Origin of the sequence: Vibrio sp. Hep-1b-8, from assembly GCF_006124995.1 — a bacterium.
Taxonomy (GTDB): domain Bacteria; phylum Pseudomonadota; class Gammaproteobacteria; order Enterobacterales; family Vibrionaceae; genus Vibrio.
Genome location: NZ_QEWN01000111.1, coordinates 24989 through 47661 on the forward strand (window position 1 = coordinate 24989; position 22673 = coordinate 47661).

Genomic DNA, 22673 nt, shown 5'->3' on the forward strand with positions numbered 1-22673 from the left:
ATTCCCTCATCTATCGACGTTTTTCAGGTAGCAAAGCCGCTTTTGACTCTGAGACCCACCAAGTATCAACACCTAAGTCATACTTAGGTAAGATCTCTGGGCGTTCAAACTTGTCCCACATCGCCACTCGATACTTGCTTACATACCACTGAGGGATGATATAAAAGTTCCATTGCAGTACACGGTCCAAGGCTCGGCCTAGAGAGAGTAACACGTCTGGATTCTGCTGATTTTTGGCGATTTCCATAGTAAGGAAATCCACCACAGGGTCTGTGACACCAGCGGTGTTATACGTCGAATCGATGTAGTTCGAGTTCCATATAATCATCAGATCAGGGCTTGGATATGGGTTAGCACTGTAAGATGAGGACACCATATCAAAGTCACGGTCACGAAGTCGCTTAATGTATTGGGTGGTATCAACGGTACGTATTTTCATATCGATACCCATACTCTGTAAGTTTTTTTGGACTGGTATCGCAATTCGTTCCGTGGTTGGACTGTAGATCAGCAACTCAAAGGCCATAGGCTGCCCCGTTTCTGAGTTCGTCATAACCTTGTTTTTTAGTTCCCAGCCCGCTTCTTTGAGTAGCGTAAAGGCCATCCGCATCTGAGTCCTAATACGACCAGAACCATCGGTCACTGGTGGCTGATATTCTTCAGTGAAGACACGTTCAGGCAACTTATCTTTAAACGGAGCAAGTATCTTCTGCTCGGCTTCGGAAGGTACACCTTTCGCTTCATAATCCGTATTTTGGAAATAACTGCGTGTGCGACTGTATTGGCTGTAGAACATGTTCTTGTTCATCCACTCAAAGTCCATCGCGTAGTTGAGCGCCTCGCGAACTCTAGGGTCACGAAATACGTCACGTTGAGTGTTAAATACAAATGCTTGAGTGCTCTCTGGTTTTTGATGAAGGATTTCTTGCTTGGTAATGTACCCTTTATCAAAGTTGACACCCGTGTAGGAGTTAGCCCAAAACTTAGCCGAGGACTCTAATCGAAAATCAAACTCCCCCGCTTTAAATGCCTCAAGCATAACCGTGTCGTCTCGGTAGTAATCATATTGGACCTGTTTAAAGTTTTTGCGCCCAACACTGACGGGAAGATCAGCGGCCCAATAGTCATCAACTAAACTGTAAGTGACACTCTGGCCTGATTTGTAATCGGTAATTTTGTATGCTGCACTGCCCACTGGAGGGGTAGATAGCGGCTCTGATAAGTTCTTGTCACTCCAGAAGTGTTTGGGCAATACACGAGTGCCCTGAGCAAAACTGAACATCTTTTCACGATTTGGCGTCGCCATTTCGATCCTGACTGTTAAATCATCTTTTGCCGTAACGGATTTAATATCTTGGTAGTAAATACGGTACTGAGGGACGCCTTCGGACATGAGCTTATCGAACGTAAACGCGACGTCATGAGCGGTAATTGGCTTGCCATCATGAAAACGAGCTGCTGGGTTAATATCTAACTCAAGCCAGCTGTAGTCATCGGAGTAACGAACTTTTTGTGCGATCAATGGGTAGTATGAGTCAATCTCATCACTAGGAGAAAACATTAAAGTGTCGTACAGCTCGCCACTGGCGGCTGCGGGTACGCCTCTCGACGCAAAGCGATTGAAGTTATCGTAAGTTCCGACTTGACCATAGGTCACTTTGCCATATTTGGGCGCATCCGGATTAACATAGTCAAAGTGCTTAAAGTCTTCCGCGTATTTCGCTTCTCCAAATCCCACTAGCGTCGTGGTTTCGATTATTTTGGCATAAGATCCAAAGCTCGCTGTTGTGGCAACCAGTCCACCTAGTACGAAGCGCATCAACATCTTCATATACTAATCCCTTAGTCGTTATCCGAATCGCTGTGTTTACTATAATATTAATTAGTATTAATAATTCAATTACTTGGATAAGTATAGAAAGAATATGAGAATTCTGTGCGCTAAATTGAATGCGCATTATGTTAACTCACTAATAGCTAACAAAGAGAAACAACTTTTCAGCGCCTAAAAAGCCTGCATGTGCAGGCCTTGGGAGATGAGCCTAAAGCATTTCTTTGACGATTAAGTGAAGTAAGAAGGTTTCTCGTTCAATACTCAAGCCCTTTTTAGGGCTTTCGGCCATTGTCTTCTCGTTGTGAGCGATAGCGTCGTGAATATTTTTCCACACAGCTTTCATGCCATTATTGATTTCATAATCTTCGTAATTGGTTTCGCCTAACTGGCGGTCAATTTTGCAACTGTAGCAATGTGAAATCATATGAACGATGTCCGCATCCTCTTTATGCCAAGGACGAAACTCTTCATAGATGCCGAACGGTTTGATGGCATGAATGTTCTGTGCGCCAGTCTCTTCTTCGAGTTCTCGAACCATACCAGCAATGACATCTTCGCCTTCGTCAAGACCACCTCCAGGGATGGTATAGTCATGATAACGCTCGGTGTATAGTAGGAGTATGTCTTCGCCATCAATCACGATAGCTCGGGCAGCGTTACGCTTATAGATAATCTTGCCATCCAAATGGTCTATGTCAGGATGAATCGTGGTCTTGAGGTGTCTCATAAATTTACTACAACTGAAAGTTTGCCCTGATTCTAACACCAGTAGTCTGCCGACATAACCCCTATAGAGGCATGAACATTATATGCTGTGGTCCCGCAGCGCCGCCCAGATATAATTGATTGCTATCCTTGAAACCATTGTTAACATAGCACTGGTACGCTGGCGTATTTTTGCAATTAACGGTTAGATAAACAGCGCCAAAATTAGGATATTGTTCACTGAGATATCCAGCCAACTTCGACATCGACTTAGCGCCAATTCCCTTGCCCTGAGAACCACTATCGATTAAAAATGCGCGAAATCCAACGGCATCAGAGGGTGAAAAATCGTAATTTTGCCCATAAGTGGTATCAATGAGAAAAATACCAACAACCTTCTCTTGTCGCCAAACTAAATGGGGATGAACCTTGTCATCTGCATTAAGTAATATTTCTTCAATAGTGCCGACATAAGGAAGCTGCTCTTTCTCTATCCTCAGGTTCATCACTTGTTCCAAATCACTGCTTTTCATCGGGGCTAGTTGGATCATTTACTCTCTCGCTTCCACTATATCTATCCATTCAAACTATATATATCAACTACTTAAATCATTTAGCAAGTAAACAAATCCCCCAGAAAATTCGTGGTTTATTTTCATGTAAATTAGGTATTCAATAAGTGCTGTTACTCTCCTTTTCTCTTTTGAGAGGTTTGATCGAATGACGTCATTGTTGACGATGTCTTCCGCCGTTTATCTGCATGCCATAACGTACTTTTCACTGGTCACCAGGCATTCTTGACTCATGAAGCCCTTGGCAATATTGCCGAAACAACACTGGGAAATATTGACGCATTCGCGAAAGGCGTTGCCTCAGGTAATGAAGTGATTGAACTTTAAACCCATCTAAACGAAAGAGCCCATTTGTGGGCTCTTTCTTGTCGTTATTTACTTACGCAATGCATTGATTTTCGCCTGTGCGATACCAAAAACGGTATCTATTGGGTAACTGCCCTCATCACTCGGTTCACCAGCTGGCTTGCCGGTAAACAGTTCTATTGCCTCGGTGACATGGTCTATCGCCCAGATGTGGAATTCACCTCGTTCTACCGCCTTGACGATATCAGGTCGCAGCATCAAGTTATGCATGTTAGAGCGAGGGATAATCACACCCTGCTGATCGCTACGTCCTTTAATGGTACATACATCAAAGAAACCTTCGATCTTTTCGTTTACACCACCAATAGGCTGAGACTCACCAAACTGGTTCATTGAGCCAGTAATGGCGATATCCTGCCGGTTAGGTTGTTTGGAGAAAGCCGATACCACCGCACAAAACTCAGCCATACTCGCGCTATCGCCATCAACGCCACCATATGATTGCTCAAAAGTAATGGTGGTACTCAATGGTACTTTCGCCGTTTTGCCAAAGACAGAGGACAAATAAGCGGTCAGGATCATAACGCCTTTTGAGTGTATACTTCCGCCGAGATCAACGCTGCGTTCAATATCTATCACTTCGCCGTCACCGTAGCAGGTCGTGGCGGTGATTCTGTTTGGCGCACCAAACATATACTCACTGGTGCTCAGCACCGACAAAGCATTCACCTGTCCCACTGCCACACCTTCTGTGTGAATCAAGGTTGTACCGTTGATAAAGCTTTCCATTACACTGTCTTTCAAACGACTAATGCGCAACTCCTGATTCGCCAGTGCCTCTTCGACGTGGCTTGAACGAATCATGTTCGAATTAGCCTGTTTCGCGACATAGTTCGATTCACGCAGCAAATTAGCAATATTGGCCGAATGCAGCGAAATTTTAGTCTGATCGCCCGCCAGTCTAGAGCTATGTTCAATGATGCGAGCAATCGCCTTACGGTCGCAGTGAAGCATGCCATTATCATTAACCACACTAGAGATAAAACGTGCATACTGAAGTTCAGAATCCGCATCGCGTTTCATCTCATCTTCAAAGTCTGCCGTTACACGAAATAGCTCACTGAACTCCGGATCATAATGTTGTAGCAACTGATAAGTACGGTAGTCGCCAAACAGAATGATTTTAACATCAAGCGGTATTGGTTCCGGATCCAAAGAGACGGTACCTGTCAGTGTCACCTCTTTCTCTAATGATGTAAAACTTAGCTGACGAGCCCGCAATGCGCGTTTTAATCCGTCCCAAACATAGGGTTGCTCTAGCACTTTTTGTGCATCCATTAGCAACACACCACCGTTTGCCTTATGCAGGCTGCCCGGACGAATAAGTGAGAAATCTGTGAAAACCGTTCCTTTGAAGGTTGCCGTTTCAATGTAACCAAACAGGGTGTGATAGTTAGGGTTCTCTTCTACCACAATAGGAAATTCGCTACTCTTACGGCTTACTAGAACATTAACCTTGTATCGACGTGGTAATTTCTTATCCAAAGAGGCACTCGCAACTTCCCCTTGCTCAGCGCTCTGTTCTAGGAAAATATCCGCGTTTTCAACAATATCTTGCTGAAGTTCGGTTAAGTAACTCTTGATCGCCGGATAACCAGAATAGTCCTTCTTCAACTGTTTGATAAAGTGGGTAATCACATCGAGAGTCACTTCATCGTTGAGCTTCTTAATCTTTTCCGTGTACGCTTCTTCCCATTCAGTGAGCTGACGAGCCATAGTTCTTAATTTGACCTCAAGCTCGTCGATGGTCTCACCAAAATACTCTTGCTCTTTCTTGCTCAGCGCATCAAAACTCTCTTCGTTGTGAAGCTCTTCACCGTTCATCGCCACAAACTGATAATCACCCTGAGTCGTGATGGTCAAGCTAATGCCCTTGGCTTTGGCATCTTTGGTGATAACTTCTAGTTCTGCTTCCTGCTTTGCTGCAAGCTGATTCTTCAACTTATCAGCCCGGCTGTAATAGAGTTCATTGTCAAACGCTAATGGCATAGCATTGACCAGCTTAGACATCAGTTTTTCGATATCATGCTTGAGTTTGCTACCTACACCGCATGGCAGTTTAAGGACACGTGGTGTACGAATGTCCTCAAAATTGGCGACATAACACCAATCGAACAAAGCGCTTTCATCATGCTGATGGCGGTGAAGATAACGCAAAATCATCGTTCTCTTACCTAAACCATTTTGGCCAATAGCATAGATGTTATAGCCCTTTTCTTTTATCGACATCGCGAATTCGACGGCTTTTTGAGCTCTCTCCTGACCTACAATCTCATCGATAGGCGCCAACTCTTTTGTCGACTTGCTTTGCAATTTTTCTAACTCAGCGTGTAGATATAGCTGATTGGCTTCAAGTCTTTGAATCGTCATCACTCTATCCTTATTGTTATGATTTTATAAAATCTAGTTTAGGCTAGATTCATTTATAATTTAGTGACTTACAACTAATTCATGTCTAAGTGCTTATTTTTTCGCCATTCGAGATGCAAAACAGACGATTAAATGATAATTATTTGCATTCGTTAATGAGTTGTATTTAAATGCTAAACTTATTACTGACTGCGGAGTATTTAGACATGGATTTGCAGCAATGCTGGACGCATTATCTAAAAGCACAACAATTGCTAGAGCAAGGACACTGGCCAGAAGCCCACTACCTTTATGAAATCGTCCTCACTCATTTACCATCACACCTGCAAAACGCGTTGGGGAGTGAAGACACTAAACCCTGTCAGTTTAGGTGCTTAATCACTGGATTAAGAGATGCCGCAGTCTCGCAGTCAGAGATTCTCAACAAGATGGGGCAGCATCAGCAAGCGTTTGATCTCCTCAACCAGACTTATGCTCACCTTCAGTTTGTCTCTATCGAGTCTTTTGAACTGGTTTACGCCACTCAACACATCATCCAGATTCAGTGTGAAGATCTATTGCGTCACATAGGCGCATTTTGCAGTGCTCAGCGCAGCGCCCAATGGATGCTGGAGTTTGAGCATGTACAAAGAGCACACCACTATTTCTCGACACTGAAACAGCACAACACCGCGATGGAAAGCGCTTACTGCATTAATTAATAAGGAAATTATAATGTCCATGATGCCGATTCTTGAGGTTCGTAACCTGTCAGTTAGCTTCACCACCAACGATGGGATGGTTGATGCGGTAAAAAACATCAGCTTTGACTTATTTCAAGGCGAAACTCTTGCGATTGTGGGTGAATCCGGTAGTGGGAAATCCGTTTCAACCAACGCTGTAACGCAGTTGCTGCCAAAGAATGCTTTAGTTCACTCCCAATCCAGCATTGTGTTCGAGAATCAGCAGTTGCTCGATAAGTCTGAGCAAGATATGCAGGACATTCGGGGAGATCGAATTGGCATGATTTTTCAGGAACCAATGACGTCACTTAACCCATTTATGCGTGTCGGTATTCAAGTTGCTGAAGCCATACTCTGTCATCGAAGCGTCAGTCGCCCTCAGGCTAAAGAGAAAGTCCTCGAACTGTTTGATTTAGTTCACTTACCTAACCCTCAAAGCGAATACACCAAGAAGTTAATTGCCGCCTCTTTTGAACTGGAAGATTCAACTCATGCTGCCTAAACTAAAATAATTCGGTTTGGCCGCCGACGAAAAGCCGACGCAAGGATGCGTCGGCGTTTTTATTGACGTATAAGAAATCGAGTAGCCCAACGTTTATGAGTCTTATTTTTTTCATACCTCGATGAACACTTCTAAATATAACGAACACCAATCAATTAAAGTCAATATCGTTTCTCTGTGCTAGTTCTTCATGAAAGCGTTCTATTTTCCGTCTAATTTCGTGTTTGACGGGCTGCCGTTTGGACTCAATATTATTTTTCAATGCTCGTTCGACAACTTCATATAGCAATAACACTTTGTCATCAATATCATCAGTCTTCATCTTGCCCCCTCAACTCAATCGCTTGCTCTTGCAGCTTCTTCAGCTCAGATAGAGACGTGTGTAAAAGTGAGAGTTTGGTAGTAAGTTCTGATAAAATCATCGATAAAGCTAAATCACTAGTAGGGGCGCTGTTAAGCATTTCATCGATAATTTTCTGCTGTTCAAGTACAAACTTCTTGTTTTTCCAGTCGACTCTTTCTGAGGAAATATATTCAGAAACAACTTCTCCTCGGTACTTTTTAATTTCGCTATCAGTTTTATCTGACAGTTGAGCCTTAAATACATCATCCATAAACGCCCCCAGAAAATAATCATGTAGCCATCATATTAATGGGTGTATGAATAATGATGCAATCTATCAGAAAAAAATCCTACTTTTCGTACAAAAGCAGGAGCATGTATTTAGAAATAGTGTGAGATAGCCAAATATCGAGTTCGAATATGTTCTATTAACAACTTTACTTTATTAGGGGGCTGTCGGGTAAACGGGTAAACAGCATAAATACCCAATCTCTTTCCGACTTGTTCGGGGAACAGATCAACTAACTGTCCGTTACGTATATCGTGATACACTAAGCACCTAGGTACGTAAGCGATACCATGCCCACCTAACGCTGCTTTTCGAAGTGCAGTCGCGTTATCCGTTGAGAAACTACCACTGACTCTCACAATATAATTGTCATCCTGAGCCTTAAACTCCCACTCGCTCGCTCCGGTCGTTTGATAGGCGTATTGAAAACAATTATGCCGAGTGAGATCTTGCGGTTTGATAGGCTTGCCATTACGAGCAATGTAAGACGGTGACGCACAAACTACCCATTGTGAATCTAATATGTGGCGTGCGATTAATGACGAATCTTCTAAATAGCCCGTTCGAATAACTAAGTCATACCCCCCTTCAACAAGATCAACGAAGCGATTATCAAGTGACATATCTACCGTTAACCCCGGATGCAAGTTGCAAAACTCTGCGACCGCGTCGGCCAAAATCAGGTCGCCAGAGATAGAGGGGACAGACATTTTGATATGTCCGCTGATATTTTCGCCAAAGCCTGAAACTGCATCCATAGCCTCTTGCGCGGCCTGTTTCACATTTTTGGCACCATTGGTTAACGCCTTACCCGCTTCTGTGAGCGTTAATTTGCGCGTTGTTCGGTACAATAGCTGAACACCTAGTTCTTCCTCTAATCTGGCGATTCTTTTGCTAACTACTGAGTTTGTAAGGTTATTTATATCAGCAACCTTACTGAAGCTACCTAATTCTACGACCTGAGAAAACAGGATTAAGTCATCTGCACGCATTGATTATGTCACTTTTGGAATTAATTATTTTCATTATTTCCCTATATAAACAAAAAATAAAGGGGTAAATTCACCAGCGATTAACAAAATCATCACAAATATAAAATCTAAGAGGCTGCGAAGGCCCTTATTGAGAATGTAAAGGACGTACCAATGAGTGAAACAATACTAGCTCTCGTGGCTTTCTCACCAATTGTGGTGGCAGCCATTTTACTGGTGGGCCTCAACTGGCCTGCAAAACGCGCCATGCCCGTGGCATTTGGTCTAACTGTCGTCATTGCGCTTTTCGCATGGGACATGACCACCACACGTGTACTCGCCTCTGTACTTCAAGGACTGGGTATCACCGTCTCCGTTCTATGGATCGTGTTTGGTGCAATATTCTTGCTAAACACGCTGAAACATACGGGCGCGAGGGCGCCACATTGCGTAAGACGATTCTCCCAACCATTTATTATTTAGTTGTCACAGGCATCATTGGTCTTGTCGCCATATATGGCCTACGTATCACTGATGCACTAATGCACTAACTCATCGATCTAAGGCGTTAATACTCAACTCTCCCTGACAAGACCCCTGCCAGTGTGAAAACGCTAGCAAATTCACGAGTATTAACGCCACCTTACTTAGATGTTGACCACACTAACCCTTCAGAGAAAGGGTGCTGCAACAAGATTAATAGGAATGACTTTATGATTATCTCTGCCTCAACTGACTATCGTGCTGCTGCGAAATCCAAGCTGCCTCCGTTTCTTTTCCATTATATTGATGGCGGTTCTTACGGCGAACACACCCTACGCAAGAATACCGAAGATCTTGCTGATATAGCGTTAAAGCAGCGTGTGCTCAAGAATATGTCTGACCTAAGTCTCGATACCGAAATTTTCGGCGAGAAATTAGCCTTGCCAATTGCCCTTGCTCCTGTTGGTCTGACGGGGATGTACGCACGTCGCGGTGAAGTTCAGGCAGCAAAAGCCGCAGCCAACAAAGGTATCCCATTTACCATGTCGACAGTCTCGGTGTGCCCTATCGAAGAAGTTGCCCCAGCAATTCAACGTCCGATGTGGTTCCAGTTGTATGTACTAAAAGATCGCGGCTTTATGAAAAACGTACTAGAACGTGCCAAAGCCGCTGGTGTAACGACGTTAGTATTTACGGTTGATATGCCAGTTCCAGGGGCACGCTACCGTGATATGCACTCGGGTATGAGTGGTTCAAATGCAGCGGCGCGTCGTGTTTTTCAGGCAATGCGCCACCCTAGCTGGGCATTTGATGTCGGCTTATTGGGCAAACCGCACGATCTTGGCAACATCTCTACCTACCGTGGTGAACCAACCAAACTTGAAGATTATATTGGCTGGCTTGGTGACAACTTCGATCCGTCAATCTGTTGGAAAGATTTAGAGTGGATTCGAGACTTTTGGGATGGTCCGATGGTGATTAAAGGGATTCTCGATGAACAAGATGCTAAGGATGCGGTGACGTTTGGTGCCGATGGGATTGTTGTCTCTAACCATGGTGGTCGTCAGTTAGATGGTGTTCTCTCTACCGCGAAAGCCTTGCCGACCATCGCAGATGCGGTTAAAGGTGACCTGAAAATCTTTGTGGATTCGGGTATACGAACAGGTCTTGATGTCGTCCGTATGTTGGCACTCGGCGCGGATTGTACATTGCTTGGTCGCTCTTTTGTCTATGCACTAGCTGCACAAGGTCAAGCGGGTGTCGAAAACCTACTTGATCTGTACGAGAAAGAGATGCGCGTCGCAATGACTCTGACTGGAGCCAAAAGCATTCAGGATCTCAGTCGCGATTCATTGGTCAACATCAAATAATGACGATAGGTGTCATAGCCAAAATCCTTTGTCTGTGGCACCTTTAACCTGCTGAAAAGAAAACAACAATATTGACATCAGCATGTACAAGGAAGCCAACATGTCAAACCAAACTCACCCGTCTGATAGCGATGGCCTATATCAACAGTTAGAATCTCTGCTAGCGGTTGAAATTGATCCAAAACGCATCATTACTCAACACGCTAAACGTCTCGCTTACGGTACTGATGCCAGTTTTTATCGCCTTGTTCCACGCATCGTATTACGCCTAAAAACACTCGATGAAGTGATTTATACCATTCAGTGCTGCCGTGAAATGAACATTCATTTTACCTTTCGTGCCGCTGGCACCAGCTTATCTGGTCAAGCCGTCTCTGACTCTGTACTGATCACCTTAACGGATGATTGGCGTGGGCATAAGATCATTGATAATGGCAATAAAATCTTGCTCCAACCGGGTGTTATCGGTGCAGATGCAAACAAATACCTCGCTCCTTTCAAGCGCAAAATTGGCCCTGATCCTGCGTCAATCAATACCTGCAAAATTGGTGGTATTGCGGCAAATAATGCGAGTGGCATGTGTTGCGGTACCGCACAAAACTCTTACCGTACCATTGATTCCATTAAAGTGGTGTTTAGTGATGGCACACTGCTTGATACCTCGTGCAAAGAGAGCATCAGTGCGTTTCATGCGACCCGCCCGGATATCATTCAAGGTCTCCGTCAACTGGTCGAACAAACGCATCACAACCAAGAGTTGCGTGAACTTATCACGCACAAATACCGCTTAAAAAACACCACGGGATATGCTCTGAATGCCTTAGTCGACTTTCACGACCCTATTGAGGTGCTAGAGCACTTAATGATCGGTTCTGAAGGTACGTTGGGCTTTATTGCAGAGATCACTTACAACACGGTCATTGAACATGAGTTTAAAGCGTCGTCTCTGTTGGTGTTTGCTGATATAGAAGAGGCCTGTCAGGCTGTCGCGACGCTATCACACACACCTGTCGCTGCGGTTGAATTGATGGATGGTCGAGCATTGCGCTCAGTGGCAGACAAATCTGGTATGCCAGAGTTTATCCAACACCTTGATCTTGAGGCGGCGGCGATACTGGTTGAAACCCATGCCAGTAACCAAGCGGACATTGATACTCAATGCCAACAAATTATGGATTCTCTATCCGATTACCACATCATTGAATCGGTACCATTCACCCTCGATCCAAAGACGGTTGCTACGCTATGGGGGATCCGTAAAGGTATGTTCCCAGCAGTTGGTGCTGTGCGAGAGGTAGGAACCACCGTTGTTATTGAAGATGTTGCTTTCCCAGTCGAAAACCTTGCAAACGGCGTACGAGACCTGCAAGCGCTGTTTGATAAATATGCCTACAGTGAAGCGATCATATTCGGGCATGCGCTTGAGGGAAACCTCCACTTCGTCTTTACCCAAGGCTTTGATTCTCAACAAGAGATCACGCGCTATGGAAATTTCATGGATGATGTGGCTGAGTTAGTCGCTGTCAAATACCTGGGTTCTCTCAAAGCGGAACATGGCACTGGTCGAAACATGGCTCCCTATGTCGAGCTGGAATGGGGCAAGGCTGGTTATCAATTGATGCAAAAGATCAAAGCACTTTTCGATCCTCAAGGATTGCTTAATCCTGGCGTCATCATTAATGATAATCCTCAGTCACACATTGAAAATCTCAAACCGATGCCTGCCGCTGATCCACTCGTCGATCGCTGTATTGAATGTGGTTTTTGTGAACCCGTCTGTCCATCACGTACGCTAACTCTATCCCCTCGCCAACGAATTGTTCTCTATCGCGAATTGCAGCAACGACGTGCTGTTGGAGAAGACACTGCCGCCACAGAGTTGGAACAGATATTTGAATATCAGGGGATTGATACATGTGCAGCCACAGGTTTATGCGCTGACCGCTGTCCAGTAGGGATTAACACTGGCGACTTAGTCAAACAACTACGCACAGCAAAATATAACAAGTTCACCCCTATTGCTAAGTGGACAGCCGATCATTTTGCGACCACAACGGCGCTAACCCGAGCATCTTTAAAGGCAAATCAAATTGCAGTTAAGGTGATTGGAGAAAGTAGCGTGGCAAGCCTAACCAACGGTGTCCGTAAGCTAGCCAACAATAAAACCCCTGTTTGGCTACCTGAAACTCCACAAGCCAATCAACATAACATCAATAAAGCGATGAAACTGCTGGTTCGTTCGGATAAGAAAGTGGTCTACCTACCCTCCTGCGCATCACGCACGATGGGCCAGCAAAGTGATGCAGCTGATCAGCGCTCACTAACAGAGGTGACATTGTCACTTATAAAGAAAGCAGGTTTTGAAGTGATTATCCCAGAATCACTCAATGACCAGTGTTGTGGTATGCCTTATGACAGCAAAGGGATGAACGACATTGCACGCAATAAAGTGCAGCAACTTGAGAATGCGCTTTGGAAAGCCAGCTTGGAAGGTGAATACCCAGTACTTATGGACACCAGTCCGTGCGCAAAACGCAGTATTGAGCATTTCACAAAACCACTGGAAGTCTTAGAGCCAACGGGCTTCGTCACTAAGTACTTATTGGACCACCTCACCATTACGCCGAAGCAGGAAACCGTCATGTTGCATGTCACGTGCAGCTCTCGCCGTATGGGGTTAGAGAATGACATGATCACGCTGGCTAAAACATGCGTTTCCGATGTGGTCGTCCCTGAGCATATATCTTGCTGTGGTTGGGCTGGTGATAAGGGCTTTACCACTCCTGAGCTGAATCAAGCGGCGGTTCATCCGCTTAAGGCGCAAGTTCCAAAGGGGTGTCAACGTGGATTTAGTAACAGTCGAACCTGTGAGATTGGTTTGTCCCACCATAGTGGTATCGCATATCAGTCAATACTCTATTTAGTGGATGAGGTAAGTTCTCCCCAATAAACAGAGCTTAGACATAACTTAACAATAATGAATGAAACTTCAGTAGCATTCACTTAGATCTTACTCTCAACTCTACACTGTTACACAGACTTAGAGGCAGCGATAGGTTCATAATCAAATTCGATGATGAACCTATCAGCCGACAATAAGGAGTAGTTGATGGAGTATGAAATTTTTGTATGTGATGCTTTCACGCAAACAAAATACAGTGGGAATCCTGCTGCTGTGGTTCCCGTTGGTGAATGGCCAAATACAGAGCTAATGCAGAAAATCGCCGCTGAGAATAATCTTTCTGAAACTGCCTTCACTAAGCAAATTGCACAAGACCACTACGAAATTCGTTGGTTTTCTCCACTGTGTGAAGTGGATTTTTGTGGCCACGCTACACTCGCTACAGCCTATGTGTTATTCAATCATTTTAATGCAGGTGAAATCCTGCGTTTTGAAACGGCCTCTGTCGGCCAGCTCGTCGTCGATCGTGATCTAACAGGTCGTATCTGCATGGCTTTTCCTCTACTCACGCCTAGCGCAGAAGAGATTCCTTCTCTGCTTCTTGAAGGACTATCGATCACACCAACAGAGATCCTACGAAATCAACAAGCATACTTCGCGATCTATGATAATGAACAAGACGTCATTAATCTCAAAACCAATAGTCACTACCTAAAACAATTGGCTCCCTACGATGTGGTCGCAACCGCTCCCGGAGATGAGTACGATTTTGTTTCCCGTTATTTCTGGCCTGCCAATGGAGGAGATGAAGACCCGGTTACGGGTTCCATACACGCTGGATTGGCACCACTTTGGGCTGAACGATTGGCAAAACCTAATCTCAAAGCTTACCAAGCATCTAAACGAGGGGGGATCTTATACTGCCATGTGGAAGATGATCGGGTCATTGTGTCAGGCTATGCGGTCCTTTACTCTCACGGAAAGATTTTCTCGTAGTCTTTCGATCTATGGCAGCTAATGCGCAATTAGCTGCCAGTATTTATCTCAACGTCCAACCCCACATACTTACACAATCTGATATTTTTTAGGTGCTTTTCTTGGTCGAAAATGGTTAGATTATCTAGCACATCTCGTAACAGGGAGTTCTATGAAAATCATAATCTTACATGGCCTGTATATGCATGGTATGGTCATGCAGCCCTTGAGTCACCGCTTACGTGATTTAGGCTATCGCACCAAAATTCTCTCTTACAACACTGTTGCGATTGACGAGAATAAAGTCTTTAACGCTATCGATAATGCCCTTTCAACGCAAATGCCCAATATTCTGGTCGGGCACAGTCTAGGTGGACTTATCATTAAGCACTACCTACAAGCTCGCCAACTTGATCAACAGCAGGTGTCACATGTCGTCACCATTGGCTCTCCGATGCAAGGCGCATCCATTGTAACTCGCATTCAAGAACTGGGGATGAGTGCCATCCTCGGAAACTCACCATCATTTGGGTTGGCGCAACACGAAGGAACGTGGAATCAACCACAAAAACTGGGATGCATCGCCGGAACACTGCCACTTGGCGCGCGATCATTACTGATGATGGATAATAAAATGATGTCTGATGGAACGGTCACCGTCGATGAGACCAAGATAGAAGGTATGACCGACCATGTAGAGATTCGCAGCAGTCATACCAGCCTAATCTACACCTCATTGGTTCCGCAGCAAATTCATCATTTCATTGCGAACAATGCGTTTATCCATTAAAAAAGCAGCGATGACTCGCTGCTTTTCTGTGGCTAGGGTTTCGGTGTTAGGGTGTACTTAGTCTTGATACTCTCTTCACCGAAGGCCTGGCTAACCCTCTGTTCAAACTCTGGCTTAGTGATAGACTTCGTCATCGCATCAACATCGGTCAATGCCTCTATCCCATAGCCATGGATAAGATAACGGGTATAGAACCAGAGTCTTTGCACAGGATCATTATCTAGGGGTTGTAACGCTACGGACAGCTGCTTCGCCACCAGATCTAAGTCTTGCTGACTGATTCCCTGCACCATGTCATCTATCACCTTATCTATCGCTTGATCGATCTTTTTGATATCTTTCGGAGCGACCTGAGCCTCAATAAACCAATCGGTACTTGGCTCCCTGTCTTGAGAAACACTGTACGCATCTGGCGCATAATCGAGGCTGAGCTCTTCCCTAACATAGCTGGTCAGTTGCTTTGACAACTGACGTTGGATCATGTCATCGATAAATGCCGTGCGTACACTACTCGCAACCGTACTTGGGTTGGTTGCTCGCAACAGATAGAAACTGTTTTGCTCATTATTTAACGGTAAATCAATACGCGGCTTTGGTTGCAATTGATAGCCAGCGGCATAAGAGCTTTGTGGCGCATCCTGAAGAGGAATAGAACCGATGAAATGAGTCAGCAGTGGCTCTAGCTCCTCCGCTTGAATATCACCAATCACCACCAGCTTGTTATTTCGATTAAAGTCATAGAGCTGCTCATAGACTTTCTGCACTTCAACGTCTGTCACCATTGCGAGCTGAGGAGCGGTGATCATACGATGGCGACTATCCGCTAAGTAAGCGTTACCGTTGATCGATTTATTCCACTGACCAACAGGTGTCTCTAAGTATGACTTGAGTTCCTCTAGTCTTTCTCGAGCGACGGTTTCTACCTGACGCTTGTCTACTTTAGCGTTGGTTACAATGTTGAACATGACATTAAACGCATCAGCAAGTTTTGCTCTCGGAGAGGCTATCTCGATACCATGATGACTGAACCCAATGAATGGATAGACTTCAATCGTGTTGCGACCAAGGTAAGCATCAAACTGGGAGCCAGTAAACTCACCAACACCACTGCGTGAGATCGCAGCCACTGCTAACTCTGACGCTGCGTATAAACTCGGATCGAGTGCCGCAGTGCCGCCTTCACTTGCGTAAATAAACTGAACGTTGTCACCGGCATTGGCGTCTTGTTCAAACCACACCTCAACCCCATTGGATAGAGTCCAAACGGTAAAGCCCGTATCTGTGATTTGTTTATTTGCAATCGTACCGCTTGATTGAGGCTGAGCCAGTTCTGATACCGATGTCGCTAAAGCAAGGGGTTTAACTCCCGGTTGTTTAACTTGCTTGCGCAGTTCTGGCAGCTGTTTTTCAAGTGCAGGAATCGCAGCGGTGTCATCGGCACCAAGTACAATAGCAAAGTCCTGCGACAGCAAATCCTTCAGCGTCATATTGATCTGCTCAATCGAAGCTAGCTGGATAAACTCATCTAAGCTTTGCTTATAGTCCTGCTTTGACTGAGTCGACTCACCGAGTGAAATGACATTAACCATTTGACTAGCGAAGTCGACTGGAGACTGCTGTTGCCAATTATAATCAACATTAGTCGCGAGTTGATTAAACGAAGCCATCACCCTTTCGATTTCTTGCGCACTGACACCGTGGTCTCGCAGTGATGCGAGAGTTTGACTAAACAACGCCTGTGCTTGCTCTCTGTCCGGTGCTGAGAAACTCACTGAAAGCAACGCATAGCGTCGTTCATTCAGGTAATAAGGCGATGAGTAGAGACTTTGTAAGGGTGCCGCCTGCTCAGTGAACTTAGCATCGAGGCGATTCCAAACTAGCTGTAGTGCAACTTCATCCAGCCACTGTTCATGCAGTTGACCACGATAACGGATGCTCGCTGGACCACGCTCAACCAATAGGCTCATGCTTGGAGCATCAAATTCGCCAACCTCAGTGGTGAAGTCACGTAATACCAGCTCGGTATGTTGCTTACTTTGTAGTTTAGCGCTTGACGTTTGCTGCCAAGAACCAAAGTACTTATCCAGCAATGCTTTGGCTTGCTCAAGCTCAATATCACCTGTCAGGATGATTTCAGTAGACTGAGGCTGATACCAAGTCTGGTAGAAGGCTCGGATCGACTCTGGTGTTGCACCGTCGACTGACTGCTGATTTCCAACTGGGTCGATGTTATCCAGTTGAGTTCCCTTGACTAGAAAATCGTAATACTTACCTTCCAGCGATTTATGCTCTGGGCTAGAACGACGAATCTCACCTTGAATAACGCCTTTCTCTTTCTCTACTTCATTTGGAGAAAGCGACAAACCATCCGCGATGTCTCGCATCCACATCACCGCGGTTTCGATCTCTTTATTGTCAGGTAGGTCAAGCTCATACACCGTCTCATAGTAAGAAGTATAAGCGTTCATATCGGCGCCAAAGGTTAAACCTGTCTTTTCAAATAGTTTAACAATGTCATTGGTGCTGAAGTTTTTCGAACCATTGAACGCCATGTGTTCCAAAAAGTGCGCGTAGCCTTTTTGTTGAACAGTCTCTTGAGCTGAACCCGCATGGACAAACATGCGAATCGACACAGACTCATCGTCCATCGGATATAAGTGGAAACGAACACCGTTTTCTAGCTGTCCGCTTGTCCATTGTGGATCTTGTTGTATTGGGACCTCAACTTTAGGTTGACTACAACCGACAAGCAAAAGTGCTAGGGCAAAAAATATTATTCTCATAGCCATACTTCATTATTATTAAAATCAGCTCAAATATATCCCAAGCAAATGGAAATATTAAATAATTCGTTCTCAATAATGTAATATTCTGATTGAGTTGCAGATTTGAGATAAGGTGCGTATTATTTATCGCAATTCGACGATTAACTATTTAAGTGTGTCCAGATGCCTAATTCATGCAGTCAAGTCAATGCGCAAGCTTTCAAATCTACTGAACAAGAGCTGGCACAGGAACTCAAACTCGCCGCACAAGCAAAGGCACTCTCCCACCCTGCGCGCGTAAGAATAGTGAAGATTCTACTTAATCTCGAAAAACTGGACGGATGCCTGAACAGTGATTTGGTGTCTGAGCTTGGATTGGCACAATCAACCGTGTCTGAACACTTGCGCATCCTGAAGCAGGCAAATTTCATCACAGCTCAATCTATCCCACCCAAAGTTTGCTATCGCGTCAATAAGGCAGAGCTAGCGCAGTTCTCTGGTCTGTTTGGTATGGTATTTAGTTAACGGTTGCGATGGAAATAGCACAAAAAAATCAAAGGAGCCATAAGGGCTCCTTTCGTAAACACTAACATCAGTGATTGCAGATCACCACTTGCTGGCAAACTTGTTCAAACGGCATTGGCTGGTAGAAATAGTAACCCTGAATGAGCGCAATCCCTTGTTGAGTTACAAAATCCAACTCCTCTTGTGTTTCCACACCTTCGACGACAATTTCTGCTCCAGTAATACGCACGAGCTCACTGGTTAAACGGAACATCTCTCGACCGTTTTTGTGCTTTAAGTTGATGACTAATGAACGGTCAATTTTCACCTTATCAAATTCATACTTGCATAAGTGACCAATAGAGGAATAACCAGAACCAAAGTCATCAAGCGCGATTCTAATGCCTTTCTCTCTCAACTGTGTGAAAACACTCCAAGTTCGCTGCTCATCTTGAATCAGCAGTTCCTCAGTGATCTCCAGTTCAATTTGCTCATAGTTCAAGGAGCTATTCTCGATTAGCTCAATCACTATTTCAGCAAAATTAGGCACAAGAAACGTTTCTGGAGAGACGTTAATCGAAATCTTGAATGTCTTATTGGATGCCAGCGGTGCAACCTCTTGTAACGCTCTTCGGATAACCCATAGATCTAACTCTGAGGTCAGTCCCAATGTAGCGAAATTGGCGAGAAAATTCGGTGGCGTTATCGTGCCATCTTTGCTTCGGTGTCGAATCAGCACCTCAAGAGAAGAGACACAGTGTTTGCTATTGTCGATCTGTGGTTGATAGAACAAAACAAATTCGCCATCGTGTTGCAAATCACTAATCTGCTTTTGTGCTCGAAGGTTGCCACTCATATGAGGCAGTAAACCTATCACACCACCGCTATTCCCCACTTCTTGATAGTTGAAAAACTCATCCGAGGAACCCTTTGAGAACACCGCATGACTGCCCAACACTCGATCCATCTGCTTAAAAAATGGCAGATAAATCATCATGCCGATGACTATGATGACAAATTGAAGGAGGGCACCACTGATGCTGCCATCCGTCGCCAGATAGCCACTAAACAAGGTTGGCGTCATCCAGCTAACAAATTGCGACACCGGAGCGACCAACCCAATCCATGTCGCGGTGTAAGCAACTAGAATAGCCACCAGTGGTGTGATCAAAAACGGAATGATGAGAACGGGATTAAATATCACAGGCAAGCCAAACAACACAGGCTCATTGATATTAAAAATACTCAGAATTAACGTCGCGCCAGCTAAGGTGCGATAGCCTTTGTTTTTAGTGAACAACAACATACATAACACTAAGCTAAGCGTGTTGCCTGCTCCACCGATTCCCGCATAGATATCGTAGAAACTGCTGGTCAGTATAGGCAGTTCCTCTCCCATAATTTGATACATAGTGAAGCTATCTAATGAGAGTTGATACAATTCTTGTTTGTAACCCGCGAGTAAGATGTGGCCGTTAATACCTATTGTCCACAACAGATTTCGTACTAACTCATACCATAGACCACCAAGCAACGAGTCAACACCAATGGTAGGAACCAGCTCCTTCACACAAGACATTGAATAAAATGCACCACCAAGGTAATGCCCCAGTGAAACATAGAGGGCCACAATCAAAACCGTGCCAAATATCAAGTTGATCGACTGATCGACGACATTCGGTAAGCCAGACTCCATGTAGACTCTTCGTCGGGTCAACTGCTTTACCGTCAAAGCTACGAGTAGAGGCGTAATGATCGCCAGCGGGTAGTTATCCGGTAGAATCGAACCGGTATGAAGTAATCCCCACTCATTAGATAGGATGACGTAGATCAGCAGCGAAGGCGTAATAACATTGGTACGCGAGATGTTATGTAAACGCGCTAAAAATAATGAATAGTAAATTAGCAGGAGTATTGGAAAGAGCTTCCACACAAGTTTGCTAATAAACATCAGATAGTTTGCTTGGGATTGAAAACCAAGCTCCGCCAGACCACTACTAATGAGCATAGCAAAGGCAGAAAGCAGCGAAACCGGCAGCAACATCACAAAGACATTACATAAGCCGTTCAGATAAGCGTTTTCCGAAAATCGGGTAAAAACGCGATAGATAAAAGAGGTGTTCATTAAGGAAATTAATAGCCAATAGATTAAAGAATTTACGCACTTGGTGCGCATCCATTGCCTGACGCAGCATTTTCCTTAATGAAATTTTTTGTATCCGTAAGCTGCGCACAAAGCTCCGAATAGACTACCGAGCTCATATAGGCAATTGCGCGCACCATACTCCATTTTCCGAAAAAACTCGAACTAGGTTATCTATCGACACGACAACCAATTGCAATTAAACCGATCACATAACGAGCAAGGCTGACGCTATTTAGTCCGATTGCTGTGCGTTTTTATTGCACGGAAAACGTTGTTCATAAAGCGCCATAAAATCCGCCCTAATCTCTTGTTCCAGATGCGTCGCCTTATCCGTTGGGCAGAAAAGCATAAAGTGGACGATTTGCTCACCCGTGCTGCCACTATTGATATGAATATGCGGCTCTGAGCCTGGCAGATCAACGCCTGCGTGCTTTTCGATCATTGAGTTATAACGTTTGGCAACTTCGCTAAAGTGGTGAATACGCTCATCAATTTTAGCCAAGATCTCAGGGACAAGAGGAAACAGATTCACAAAATCTGGCACGACGATAGAGAAGTCATGGTAGACATAGCGCTTCATAAAATTGAGGTTTTTCACCGGATAGGTAAAGAACATACTGTTAGGTAAGGTCGCCGTTTTACCTGTGTAGTGATACTGACCATGATAGAGGTCAATCTCTTGAATCACCGTCGCCATCATGTTGTGTTCAATTACCTCACCACAGATCTTACCCACTTCTATCCAATCACCAATACGAAATGAACGCGAACTGGCTCGTTGAATTGACCCAGTGAAGCAGAGAATGATCTCTTTAGATGCCACAACTATCGCAACAGCAATTGCGGTGACTGAGAGCGCAAATTCATTGATTTCCGACTGCCAGAGTATAAACAGCAACATGACCAGTACGATGAATGACCCGTTTTTCGTACGTGACATCCAGTTACGCTGTTTCTCTGTCACAAAGGCTACCTCACCACGTATCCGTGACAATATTAGCCGACGACCCAGTGAGATCATCACAATGATCAACACGGTAAACATCAATTTGTGAGTTAGAAGAAAATCGATGACTGCTTGTACTTTCTCCACGCTCTGCTCCTGCTTGGTAATTGTTAAAAAGGGGCAATGTGCCCCTTTAAATAGTTGGTTTTATTGAATGAGTTACTTGGGTAACTCACCCTCTTTGAATACGACAAACGCACGTCTATTCAGAGCATTGGCATCTAGGTTCTGCTCTTGAGTGACTGGGTTCAACTCACCAAAAGACTTAACTTCCCACACAAATTGGCTTGGGTCTAGCTTAGTCTGCAAATATTGCATGACCGATTCTGCTCTGCGCTGCGCGAGCTGCTCATTGTAACTGATTGAGCCTTGATAGTCGGTATGCCCGGCAATCAATACTCGCCCATTTAAGCCAGTTAAATTGTTCGCAAACTCATCCAATGAGATTTTATCGGCTGGATTCAGCTGCGCCTTATCAAAGTCAAAATGAGAGGTCATGGCGACAAAGACTTTGCGCTCTGGTTGTGGAGGCTGACAAAACGCATTTTCCTGCTGGGTTTGTGTCTGTTCAAACACAATATACGCACGACGGTTTTCGGCATTCGCCTGCTTTGTCGTCCCCTCAACCAGTGGCTTAGACTCGCCGTAGTACTTCACTTCCCAATCGTAGCGAGAGGGGTCTAATTGAGTTTGCATGTAAGCTTTTACCGCTTCAGCCCGACGCAGGGACAGTTTAACGTTGTAATCATCCGAGCCTTGATAATCAGTATGGCCAACAATCGCAATCTGACCATGCAGTTTACCAATGCTTGAGATCAGTTGGTCGATTGATGCTTTATCCTGTTGTTTCAACTCTGATTTGTCGAAATCAAAATGGGAAGCCATGGCAATTCGTATGTCTCGCTCTGGTACAATACACTCTCGAATCAAGAACTTCTCTACCTGCGGATCACCAAACTTGTCTATGTTTTCTTTACTTACATAGGTATCGGTAGAGCACGCGACCAACCCCATTACCATACCTACAGCAAAGAGCGTTTTGAGTTTCATTGTCATGT

General features: G+C 44.7%; 16 protein-coding genes and 3 pseudogenes. 9 read left to right on the plus strand and 10 right to left on the minus strand.

What is annotated here, in order from left to right; translation table 11 throughout:
* Positions 1–10 precede the first annotated feature (10 nt).
* The 3 genes from DA100_RS13310 to DA100_RS13320 all read right to left on the minus strand — a co-directional run bounded on the left by DA100_RS13310 (position 11) and on the right by DA100_RS13320 (position 3090).
* Positions 11–1831: an extracellular solute-binding protein gene (locus DA100_RS13310; protein WP_138972591.1), complete on the minus strand. Its 1821-nt coding sequence runs from the start codon at positions 1829–1831 to the stop codon at positions 11–13.
* Between the two features lie 211 nt (positions 1832–2042).
* The gene (locus DA100_RS13315) at positions 2043–2561 is read right to left on the minus strand and encodes an NUDIX hydrolase (RefSeq protein ID WP_138972592.1); all 519 of its coding nucleotides are present in this window, start codon (positions 2559–2561) and stop codon (positions 2043–2045) included.
* Between the two features lie 61 nt (positions 2562–2622).
* The gene (locus tag DA100_RS13320) at positions 2623–3090 is read right to left on the minus strand and encodes a GNAT family N-acetyltransferase (protein WP_138972593.1); all 468 of its coding nucleotides are present in this window, start codon (positions 3088–3090) and stop codon (positions 2623–2625) included.
* 165 nt (positions 3091–3255) lie between these two features.
* Here DA100_RS13320 and DA100_RS13325 point away from each other — a divergent pair.
* Positions 3256–3438, plus strand: a pseudogene (locus tag DA100_RS13325) (2-hydroxyacid dehydrogenase); the annotation flags it as partial.
* 48 nt (positions 3439–3486) lie between these two features.
* On the opposite strand, the gene DA100_RS13330 reads toward DA100_RS13325, so the two are convergent.
* Positions 3487–5847 (minus strand): ATP-binding protein, encoded by a 2361-nt coding sequence (locus DA100_RS13330; RefSeq protein WP_138972594.1) that lies wholly within the window; start codon positions 5845–5847, stop codon positions 3487–3489.
* Between the two features lie 206 nt (positions 5848–6053).
* Here DA100_RS13330 and DA100_RS13335 point away from each other — a divergent pair, with 206 nt between their 5' ends.
* Both DA100_RS13335 and DA100_RS13340 read left to right on the plus strand, forming a co-directional pair.
* A complete protein-coding gene (locus DA100_RS13335; RefSeq protein WP_138972652.1) occupies positions 6054–6548 on the plus strand; it encodes a hypothetical protein in 495 nt (164 codons plus the stop codon).
* 13 nt (positions 6549–6561) lie between these two features.
* Positions 6562–7005: pseudogene (locus tag DA100_RS13340) on the plus strand (ATP-binding cassette domain-containing protein); the annotation flags it as partial.
* 377 nt (positions 7006–7382) lie between these two features.
* On the opposite strand, the gene DA100_RS13345 reads toward DA100_RS13340, so the two are convergent.
* Positions 7383–7685, minus strand: a complete 303-nt coding sequence (locus DA100_RS13345; RefSeq protein ID WP_138972595.1) for a hypothetical protein — start codon at positions 7683–7685, stop codon at positions 7383–7385.
* A gap of 110 nt (positions 7686–7795) precedes the next feature.
* A complete protein-coding gene (locus DA100_RS13350) occupies positions 7796–8695 on the minus strand; it encodes a LysR family transcriptional regulator (RefSeq protein WP_138972596.1) in 900 nt (299 codons plus the stop codon).
* A 153-nt stretch (positions 8696–8848) separates the two neighbouring features.
* On the opposite strand from DA100_RS13350, the pseudogene DA100_RS13355 reads away from it, so the two are divergent.
* From DA100_RS13355 to DA100_RS13375, 5 genes and pseudogenes are all read left to right on the plus strand, one after another.
* Positions 8849–9109, plus strand: a pseudogene (locus tag DA100_RS13355) (L-lactate permease); the annotation flags it as partial.
* Positions 9110–9387: 278 nt separating this feature from the next.
* Positions 9388–10527: an FMN-dependent L-lactate dehydrogenase LldD gene (lldD, locus tag DA100_RS13360; protein WP_138972653.1), complete on the plus strand. Its 1140-nt coding sequence runs from the start codon at positions 9388–9390 to the stop codon at positions 10525–10527.
* 100 nt (positions 10528–10627) lie between these two features.
* A complete protein-coding gene (locus tag DA100_RS13365; RefSeq protein WP_138972597.1) occupies positions 10628–13477 on the plus strand; it encodes an FAD-binding and (Fe-S)-binding domain-containing protein in 2850 nt (949 codons plus the stop codon).
* A gap of 159 nt (positions 13478–13636) precedes the next feature.
* Entirely contained in the window at positions 13637–14425 is a 789-nt protein-coding gene (locus DA100_RS13370; protein WP_138972598.1) for a PhzF family phenazine biosynthesis protein, read from the plus strand.
* 151 nt (positions 14426–14576) lie between these two features.
* Positions 14577–15194, plus strand: a complete 618-nt coding sequence (locus DA100_RS13375) for a triacylglycerol lipase (protein WP_138972599.1) — start codon at positions 14577–14579, stop codon at positions 15192–15194.
* 32 nt (positions 15195–15226) lie between these two features.
* Here DA100_RS13375 and DA100_RS13380 read toward each other — a convergent pair whose 3' ends face one another.
* Entirely contained in the window at positions 15227–17977 is a 2751-nt protein-coding gene (locus DA100_RS13380) for a M16 family metallopeptidase (RefSeq protein WP_138972600.1), read from the minus strand.
* A 165-nt stretch (positions 17978–18142) separates the two neighbouring features.
* Here DA100_RS13380 and DA100_RS13385 point away from each other — a divergent pair, with 165 nt between their 5' ends.
* Positions 18143–18484: a winged helix-turn-helix domain-containing protein gene (locus tag DA100_RS13385; protein WP_138972601.1), complete on the plus strand. Its 342-nt coding sequence runs from the start codon at positions 18143–18145 to the stop codon at positions 18482–18484.
* A gap of 67 nt (positions 18485–18551) precedes the next feature.
* Here DA100_RS13385 and DA100_RS13390 read toward each other — a convergent pair whose 3' ends face one another.
* The 3 genes from DA100_RS13390 to DA100_RS13400 form a co-directional block, all read right to left on the minus strand.
* Positions 18552–20588, minus strand: a complete 2037-nt coding sequence (locus DA100_RS13390; RefSeq protein ID WP_138972602.1) for an EAL domain-containing protein — start codon at positions 20586–20588, stop codon at positions 18552–18554.
* A 253-nt stretch (positions 20589–20841) separates the two neighbouring features.
* Entirely contained in the window at positions 20842–21702 is an 861-nt protein-coding gene (locus DA100_RS13395; protein ID WP_138972603.1) for a mechanosensitive ion channel family protein, read from the minus strand.
* 72 nt (positions 21703–21774) lie between these two features.
* Positions 21775–22665 (minus strand): OmpA family protein, encoded by an 891-nt coding sequence (locus DA100_RS13400; protein WP_138972604.1) that lies wholly within the window; start codon positions 22663–22665, stop codon positions 21775–21777.
* Between the last annotated feature and the right edge of the window lie 8 nt (positions 22666–22673).